The sequence below is a fragment of the Nocardia sp. 852002-20019_SCH5090214 genome, from assembly GCF_001665865.1.
GTDB lineage: Bacteria > Actinomycetota > Actinomycetes > Mycobacteriales > Mycobacteriaceae > Nocardia > Nocardia nova.
On sequence record NZ_LZMK01000041.1, the window covers coordinates 1 to 6,994 of the forward strand.

A 6,994-nucleotide genomic window follows, 5' to 3' on the forward strand; every position below is an offset into this window, starting at 1 on the left:
CGTCGCGTAGGACGAGGCTGGCGGCGGCTTCGTGGGGGTCGGCGAAGCGGTCGACGGTGGCAGGGTGCTGGTGATGTTCGAGAGGGCGTCGTAGCTGTAATGCTCTGTGGGGTGGCCGTTGTCGGTGATTGTGGTGATTCGGCCGGCGGGGTCGAGGGTGTAGGTGCGGTGTTGGGGTGCGGTGCCGGTGCGGTGGGTGGTTTGGGTGGTGAGGTAGCCGTCGGGGCGCCAGGTGTAGTCGTCGCGGCGAATCAGGCGGCCGTGATCGGTGACGGCAGGTGCGCCGAGGCCAGGTACAGGAAACGATGCCTCGCCCGGGCGTTGATCAGACATCGGAGGTCCCGCCGACCCGAGGACCTGCGGTGCCCGCGCCGCGACCTGGCGGCTCAATACCTGGCCCACCGGTGAAAGCGTTTGCTCCACAACCAGATTTCCCAGGGACCATCCGGTCGGGCGGCCCAGCGCGTCGTGCGAGAAGGTCGCCCGATGCCCGTCGATGGTCATGGAGGTGACGCGGCCGGCGGGGTCGTAACCCCAGCCGGTCACAGCCCCGGTGGGACTGCGGCGGAAGGTGCGGCGGCCGTGTTCGTCGTGTTCGAAGCGCATCGGCGGGTGGTCGTCGACGCGTTGGAAGGCGAGGTTGCCCGCAGGGTCGTAGGCGAATTCGAGGGTGTGGGTGCGGTCGTGGCCGACGCCGGAGATCGCCGTGCGGAGGCGCCCCACCTCGTCGTGCGTGTAGAGCTGGTATTCGCCGGTGTCACAACGGATCTGTGTGAGGCGGCCGAGGATGTCGTGGGTGTGGTAGCGGCGGACGCCGGTGGGGGTGGTGACGACGGCAAGGGTGCCGTCCGGGTTGTGTTCGTAGGCTGTGGTGGCGCCGTTGTAGTCGGTTTCGCCGGCGAGTCGTCCGGCCCGGTCGTAGCTGTAGGTCCAGGAGTCGCCGAGGGGGTTGGTGACGGTGGTGAGGCGGCGTTCGGTGTCCCAGGTGTAGAGGGTGCTGGTGCCATCGGGGTCGGTGCGGTAGGCGAGCAGGTCGAAGGCGCCGTATTTGTGGAAGGTGACGTTGCCGGCGCGGTCGGTGTGGGTGAGAAGATTGCCTTCGCCGTCCCATGTCCACGATTCGGAACAGCCGTCGGGGTCGGTGCGGCGCAGCGGTTTGCCCTCGGGCGACCATTCGTGGCGAGTGATACCGCCGAGTGCGTCCGTGACGGCGACCGGGCGCCCGAAGTGGTCGCGTTCGATACGGGTGACCGCGCCGTACGGGTCGGTGACGGCTATCGGAAGGCCCGCGGCATCGACGTCGAACACCGTTGTCGCGCCGGTCGATTCGATCACCGACGTCACCGCACCGCTCGGTGAATGGTCGAATGCGGTGCGGCGTCCGGCTTCGTCGACGATGGCGGCCACGTTGCCGTGCGCGTCCCATTCCTGCTGCCGCGTGGAACCGTCGGCGTCGGTGATAACGGTTGGTCGGTTGCGTGCCGCGTAGCCGATGGTGATCGACTTCTCGTCGGGCCGAACCACTTTGGCCAGATCACCGTCGGGCGTGTAGGTGTAGTACGTGATCCCCCCGTTGGGCGCGATGACGCGCAGCGGCTTGCGATCGGGGGTGTAGTCGGTGTGGATCCGTCCGCCGAGCGGGTCGATCACATCGCGAAGCTTGTGGTCCGGGTCGAAGTCGTAGATAGTGGCCGCGCCGGTGGAATCGGTGACCGTGGTGCGGGTCCCGCTGCCGTCCGGGTAGGTGAAGTAGTCGAAATCGGCGACGAGGGTGCCGTTGGTGCCGCGCTGGCGGACGACGCGACCCGCCGGATCGTACGTGTTGGTGAGAGAGTTGCCGTTGGAATCGGTCCACGACGTCATCCGCTGCTCGGTGTCGTAGGTGTAGGTCGTGGTTGCGCCGACCCCGTTGGTGACACCTACCAGCGCGCCCGCTTCGTAAATGAAAGTCCGGACCGGAGTGGAGGTTTCGTCGTTGTCGGCGTGTTGGCGGCCGACGACCGCCAGCCCGGTGACCCGCCCCGCCTCGGTCTCCACCCGGACCCGGTACCCACCCGAATGCGAAACCTCGATCGGTGACCCGTCGCTGTCGTAGTGGAATCGGATCAGGTTGTGGTGCCGATCGACGATCGCGCTGATCGCGTAGTTGCCCAATCGCACGTCGAGTCCCTCGAGCGTGGCCTCGGGCTCGAAACACCAGCTCAGCTCGCGATCCGGATCGCTGACGCGATATCCGCCGGTGTCGGTGCGCACCAGGGGCCAGCGCAGTTCACCGTTCAGCGGCAGGACGGGATCGCCAGGTTCGGAATGCGGGTAGGCGAGCATGATGCCGTCGTCACCGATGAAGGTGACAGTCGCGGACTCGACCACGATCCGGATATCCAGCGTCGCCGACCACGAGGGTCCGAACCAGCGGCCGAACCGGTAGTCGGAGCGATGGCGCCGCCGCAACTCCAGCGGCAGCACCCCGGGAAGTTCGAGATCCGTTTCCGGCAGCAGGAATTCACCCGTCGCCCCGTCGACCGGATCACCACATCCGGTGACCTGCTTCTCGGTGCGAGAATTCTCCGGTCCGGATTCCGCGGCATGAGTGCCGCTGCCCTGATCCTTGTCCGCTTGCTGATGCGGGTCGTTCCTGGGTTTACCGGTCGAACCGTCGTCCGGATCGCCGGAACCGTCGTGTGAGGTGCTGTGCGTATCGGCGCCGTCGTCGTGCGGTTTGCCGTGTTCGTTCGGCGTGTCCGGCTTGTGTGAGCTCGGATGCGTATCGCCGGCAGTGGTTTTCGTATGCGGTTTCGCGCCGTCGATATGCGTGCCGCCGCGCCCGCGCTTCAGTGCCTTCATGATGTCTTCCCACGCACCCTCGAGCTTGTGCAGCAGGGGCGTGAGCTTCTTGAAGGTCGAGGCGAGCTTGCGGAACAGTTTGGCGATCGTGGTCAGTACCTTCGCCACGAACGTGGTCGCCTGCGCGGCCACCAACGGGGTGGCCACGCCCAGCGTGCACACCTCTTCGGCCGCCCACGCGGCCAACCGGCCCACGGCCTGGGCGATGAGGTCGCGCACGGTCTGGCGGACGAACGCCACCACGCCGCCGGCCATCGCGATCGCCGACGAGGCCGCCGAAGCCGCATTCGATGCCGCGGTCAGCAGCGAATTCGTCTCGGCCGCATGGGTTCGGTAGGCGTCCCCCGCGCTGCCGACCCAGTCGGCCACGTCCTGATCGACGGACTTCTTGTGATCGTCGGCGACCTGCTTGATGTGGGTGGAGACGTTCTCCCAGGTCTTGGCATACGCCTGCACCGTATCCGGATCGCCGGCCACCCAATCCAGCGCTTCCTGCAGCGGCTTCACGTGCTCCATCAGGAAACCGACGCCGTAGGAGGCGAGCGTGCCGATCGGATCGACCGCCAAGGACACGGCCTCCATCCCGGCACCGAGCACGGCGAGGCCGCCGTCGACCCACGATCCGGAGGAGATCGCATCGTGCACGTCGGCAACCGATTCGGCGATTCCGATGCCGGTGTAGGACTTCGTGGAATCCTCCCGCTGGGCGATCAGCGGGTTGTCGGCTTCCGTCGTCACCAGGTGGCCTCGGGTTTCACCGAAGCCAGCTCGCTCGCATTCGTCGAATCGGTGCTCTGCAGCGAGGTCGCGACCTGGCCGAGCGTGCCCGCATCCGCGTTCAACGCGTCGGCGGCGGTCTTGATCGCCTGCAGTCCGCCGTCTTCGACCGTGTCGACGAACAGCGGCGGCAGGAACGAGCACAACTTCCCGAAGGCGTCGGTCGGCACCGAGACGGCCTGACCGGCCTGTAGCGCCACGTTCAGTGAATCACTCACGCCCTGAACATTTTTCGCATGTGTGCGGATTTTGTCCGGATCGACGTGCACCTGACCACTGCTCATCGGGCCGCCCCGCCCGGTGTGTGGTAGCTATCGGATGCGTTCACGTCGCCACCCCGCCCCCTTCGTACGAACCGCGCAACCCCGTCGAGCAGGGCGCACAGATCGAATATAACGAACCGAGACGGGGCTTTCGATTCAGCCGGCCTTTGCCGCTATGCGTAAGTCGACTACCGAGTGATATCATATGCGATATCGTCCGCGATATGACGACCGAGGAGAAGATCGACAAGCTGGTCCAGAGGATGGCTGCCAACCCATCCAATGTTCGTTTCGCCGATCTACTCACGGTGTGCGAGCACCATTTCGGTAGTTACCGACAGCGTGGAAGCCACTACGTGTTTTCGATGCCGTGGCCGGGAGATCCCCGCGTCAATATCCAGGCCGGTGGCGCGCAGGCGAAGTCGTACCAGGTCAGGCAGGTTCTGGCCGCGATCGCGAAGAAGGAGGCATGGTGAACCACTACTCGTACCGCGTGATGTGGTCTCCCGAGGACGGCGAGTGGGCCGGTACATGTCTCGAATTTCCGTCTTTGTCACATCTGGACGGCGATCCCCTCGATGCGCTGCGGGGTATCGCTGACCTGGTGGAATTCGCTGTAGCGGACCTGGAGGCCAACGGCGAGGCGGTGCCGGTGCCGTTGGCCGATCGCACGTACAGCGGCCAGTTCCTGGTTCGCACATCCGCCGACATGCACCGGCGATTGACCATCGAGGCCACCGAGCGCGGGATCAGTGTCAACAAATGGGTGAACGAGAAGCTCGCCAGCGCATGACCGCTCGCCGGGAGTGACTCGCCGAGGGGCGATGTCGTCCTCAGTTCGGGGTCGGTGCCCAGTCGGCGGGGAAGGCTCGGTAGGTGCCCAGCGGCAACCGGGCGTCGTAGACCATGTCGCCGGTCGGGGTGAATTCCGAAATATGCGGTGCCATGCCCCAGCCCACCAGGGTGTTGCCGTTGGGGAGCGGCTGGGCGTCGCCCATGGCGAAGGCGGTCAGGCCGGCGGGGTGGGTTTGGTTGCGCACCAATGTGGCTCGGTGGTTGTCGAGGTCCAGGTGGATCCACTGCACACTCGACACGCCCAGTGTCTCGAAGCCGCTGGAGTTGTTGTTGAACAGGCGCAGCGTATTCGGGTCGGCGAATTCCGCATCGTGCTGGAATGCGAATTCGACGCCGGGGCCGAGATCGAAAGTCGAATGCCTGCCGCCGAGTTGCCATTTGATCGCACCGGTGTGGATGTCGACGTCGTAGACGGTGGAGGTATCGCGCATCGAGATCACCAGATCGCCGTCGGGATCCAGTGCGATCGAATTCATGTGATACGGGTCGTAGGTGTCGCTGCCGGGAAGTTTGCCGGGGGTGGTGGTGTCGGTGAGCGGGACGTGCTCGGCGGCGCTCCAGCGCAACAGAACTCGCTTGCTCGCCACGTCGACCACCGTGGCGACGGTGTCGTACATCTTGCCGTTCTTCGGGCCGCCGATCGCGGACAGATCGGCGTCCACCTCCTGGTACGACGTGATCAGCGCTCGGCCGTCGGGAGTCAGGCGGAATTCGTGCACATCGCTGGGAGCGCCACCGGCATCGAGGGTTTCGATGATGTTGCCGTGTTCGTCGGCGATGTAGTCGGCACCCGAGCCGTGCCCGCCGACGGTGCCGCCCTGCCACCACGTCAGCACCCGTTTGCCCTGGTACGTCTGGGTGCGGAAGTTCGAGACGTCCTGTCCGGCGGGAGGCGTGTAGCGCCAGACCTCATGCCCGGCCTTGTCCACCACGATATTCGCCGGAGCGGTAGCCGGAACGGCCGACAGCGCCTTACCCGCCCCCGGAACCAGCGCCGCCGCACTGACACCGTTGCTGTAGTAGATGTAGCCGGGCGCCGCGGCCGGGGTGTTCACATCCACGGTGTATTCGGGTGCGCCTACCGGAAAAGTCGGCAGCGGAGCCGCGTGCGCGGTGAACGGGATGGATGCGGCGCCTACCCCGACCGATGCTGCGATCAGCGTGGCGGCGTGGCGAAGGTTCCTGGCAATCCTGGCCATCAGTTTCCTTCAGCTGAGTCGACCGATAATTGCGCAGAGCGTAGACCGGCTTTCTGAGGGAACTGTGAAGGCAGGCCGAGTCCCCGCGCGACGCGACGAATCGCTGCCCTCCGCCTCACGCGGTCTCCAGGGTGCGGCGGGCGTAGGCGCGGACGTCGGCGTCGGTATCGGCGAGTACCACCTGGAGGGCGGTTCGGACGGCCGCGTGGTCGGGCCAATGCGAGAGGGTCAGGACGGCGGCTTTGCGGACGTCCGGATGAGGGTCGGTCAAGGCGGATTCCAGCGCCTCGGACGCGGCGTGCGGGCCCAGTCCGGCCCAGCCGCGGGCGCCGCCCTCGCGCACCTGCCAGGCCGCATCCTTCAGCGCCGCGGTCAGAATCGCCGCATCGGACGAATCGCCGAGCCGCGCCAGGGCGGCGAGGGCGGCGGCGCGGACCAGGGGATCTCGGTCGTCGACCAGGGCACGGATCGTGTCGGCGCCGCCGGCGCCGACCTCGGCCAGGCCGCGGGCGACGGCCACCCGGACCTCCCGGTTCTCGTCGAACGCGGCGGCGGTGAGGGCCGGCCAGTCGTCGAGGGAGACCAGGGCGCGCACACCTTCGATGCGCACGCGGTGGTCGCTGTCCACCACGGCCTTGCCGAACAGGTCCGCCGAGCCGCGGCGCTGGGCGCGCAGCAGATCCACCACCGCGGCTCGCACGAGCGGGTCGGGCGATTCGGCGTGTGCGGTCAATTGTTCTGCGGGAGGCAGGATTTCGATCAGCTCGCGCAGGCCGGAGACGGCAGCGGCGCGAACGCCGGCGTCGTGGTCGCCGAGCGCGGCGATCAGGGCATCGGCGAATCCGTCCGGAGTGCCCTCGGTCAGCACCGAGAGCGCGGTGGCTCGCACCCGGGGGTCGCTGTCGTCCAGATAGTCACGCAGCTCGGCGGCCGCCGGACTGTCCAGCCCGAGCAGGAGCGCGATCCGGGGTGCGGCGGAGTCGTCGGGGAACTGTGGGTCGTACGGGTCGATCGCATCGAAAATACCTGTCTCGGTGGTCTTTTCGTCCGCGATTG

General features: G+C 66.8%; 6 protein-coding genes. 2 read left to right on the plus strand and 4 right to left on the minus strand.

Annotated features, from left to right (window positions below):
- Together A5780_RS04670 and A5780_RS04675 are read right to left on the minus strand one after the other, a co-directional pair.
- Positions 1-3,582: DUF6531 domain-containing protein (locus A5780_RS04670; protein ID WP_197521663.1), on the minus strand; the 3,582-nt coding region annotated here is incomplete at its 3' end.
- Positions 3,579-3,905: a type VII secretion target gene (locus tag A5780_RS04675; RefSeq protein ID WP_064907810.1), complete on the minus strand. Its 327-nt coding sequence runs from the start codon at positions 3,903-3,905 to the stop codon at positions 3,579-3,581. The genes A5780_RS04675 and A5780_RS04670, both read right to left, overlap by 4 nt.
- Positions 3,906-4,108: 203 nt before the next feature.
- Here A5780_RS04675 and A5780_RS04680 point away from each other — a divergent pair, with 203 nt between their 5' ends.
- Together A5780_RS04680 and A5780_RS04685 are read left to right on the plus strand one after the other, a co-directional pair.
- Positions 4,109-4,360 carry a toxin HicA gene (locus tag A5780_RS04680; RefSeq protein ID WP_063010961.1) on the plus strand — a complete coding sequence of 84 codons (252 nt, stop codon included), beginning with the start codon at positions 4,109-4,111 and terminating at the stop codon, positions 4,358-4,360.
- A complete protein-coding gene (locus A5780_RS04685; protein WP_063010963.1) occupies positions 4,354-4,677 on the plus strand; it encodes a type II toxin-antitoxin system HicB family antitoxin in 324 nt (107 codons plus the stop codon). Before A5780_RS04680 ends, A5780_RS04685 begins: the two co-directional genes overlap by 7 nt.
- Positions 4,678-4,717: 40 nt before the next feature.
- Here A5780_RS04685 and A5780_RS04690 read toward each other — a convergent pair whose 3' ends face one another.
- Together A5780_RS04690 and A5780_RS04695 are read right to left on the minus strand one after the other, a co-directional pair.
- Positions 4,718-5,938 (minus strand): arylsulfotransferase family protein, encoded by a 1,221-nt coding sequence (locus A5780_RS04690; RefSeq protein WP_064907811.1) that lies wholly within the window; start codon positions 5,936-5,938, stop codon positions 4,718-4,720.
- Between the two features lie 115 nt (positions 5,939-6,053).
- Positions 6,054-6,994 (minus strand): HEAT repeat domain-containing protein (locus A5780_RS04695; RefSeq protein ID WP_197521664.1); only part of this gene is annotated, 941 nt, incomplete at its 5' end.

Excerpts from the sequence above, each read along its gene's own strand:
- A5780_RS04675 (WP_064907810.1), bottom strand. The coding sequence starts at position 3,905 with ATGAGCAGTGGTCAGGTGCACGTCGATCCGGACAAAATCCGCACACAT.
- A5780_RS04680 (WP_063010961.1), top strand. The coding sequence starts at position 4,109 with ATGACGACCGAGGAGAAGATCGACAAGCTGGTCCAGAGGATGGCTGCC.
- A5780_RS04685 (WP_063010963.1), top strand. The coding sequence starts at position 4,354 with ATGGTGAACCACTACTCGTACCGCGTGATGTGGTCTCCCGAGGACGGC.
- A5780_RS04690 (WP_064907811.1), bottom strand. The coding sequence starts at position 5,938 with ATGGCCAGGATTGCCAGGAACCTTCGCCACGCCGCCACGCTGATCGCA.